Source organism: Streptomyces cacaoi, from assembly GCF_006539165.1.
In the GTDB taxonomy this organism is placed as follows: Bacteria; Actinomycetota; Actinomycetes; order Streptomycetales; family Streptomycetaceae; genus Streptomyces; species Streptomyces cacaoi.
Genome location: NZ_BJMM01000168.1, coordinates 1 through 1,257 on the forward strand (window position 1 = coordinate 1; position 1,257 = coordinate 1,257).

General features: G+C 73.2%; 1 protein-coding gene. It reads right to left on the bottom strand.

Annotated features, from left to right (window positions below):
• A partial coding sequence (locus tag SCA03_RS34760) for a condensation domain-containing protein (protein WP_170223877.1) occupies positions 1 to 1,223 on the bottom strand: 1,223 nt, incomplete at its 3' end.
• Positions 1,224 to 1,257 lie beyond the last annotated feature (34 nt).

Below are 1,257 nucleotides of genomic sequence, written 5' to 3' on the forward strand. Positions count from 1 at the left end.
GCCCGCCCGTCCCACTGCTCGGCCTGGAGCTGCTGGAGCCACCGCGCCACCGGCACCCCCGGCGCCAGCCGGGCCCGCACCGGCACGGTGTTGATGAACAGCCCCAGGATCCCGTCGGCACCCTCCAGCTCCGCCGGACGCCCCGACGTCGTCGCGCCGAACACCACATCCGTCTGGCCGGACCAGCCGGCCAGCAGCAGCGCCCACGCGCCCTGGATGACGGAGTTCACCGTCAGCCGGTGCCGCCGCGCGAACTCGCCCACTCGCGCGGCGACTTCGGCGTCCACCAGCACGTCGTGGTCCCGCGCCGCCCACTCCACGGCCTGGGCCGCCGGGCGGTCGGCCGGCAGCGCCGCCGGGGTGTCGTACCCGGCGAGGGCGGCCCGCCAGTGCTCCAGCGCGGCACCGGTGTCCTGCGCGGCCAGCCACTCCAGGTAGTCGCGGTAGGGCCGCCGCACGGCCGGAGCCGCTCCCGCGTACCGGGTGAACACGTCCTCCAGCAGCCGCGGGGTGGACCAGCCGTCCAGCAGCAGATGGTGGAAGGTCCACACGACCCGCACCCGGCCGCCGCCCAGCTCCGCGAGGGAAACACAGGTCAGCGGCGCCTGCCCCAGCCCGATCCCGGCCCGGTCCGCGGCACACCACTCCCCCAGCTCCCGCTCACGCTCCTCGTCGCTCAGTCCGCGCCAGTCCGCGCGCCGCACGGGCACCTCGACCCGCTGATGAACCACCGCGACGGGCTCGTCCACCTCCTCCCACACCACCGAAACCCGCAGTGCGTCAGAAGAGTTGACCGCCTCCTGCCACGCCTCCGCCAGCCGGTCGACGTCCTCGACCCCCTCCAGCACGAACGCCATCTGTTCGACGTACGCCTGGCCCGAGGTGTCCTCCAGCGAGTGGAACAACATCCCTTGCTGCATCGGCGAGAGCGGCACCACGTCCGCGATCCCCTCACCGGTGCCCACCACCCGATCCACGGCAGCCTGATCCAAGGCCACCAACGGGAAGTCCGACGGCGACCGACCCCCCACGCCCTCGCTCAGGCAGTACGCCACCGCCTCCGACAGCGCATCCCGGTACGCCGTGACGAGCCGACGCATGGCAGCGGTGTCGTGCAGGGCGGTCGAGAACTGGAGCTGGACCTCCAGGCGGCCGTCGACCACACGGCTCAGGAAGTCGAGCACATGCGGACGCTCCTCCGCCGTACTGCGGTCGTCGTCCACGGGCGACATCCCCGCGAACACATCCGGATCCCCG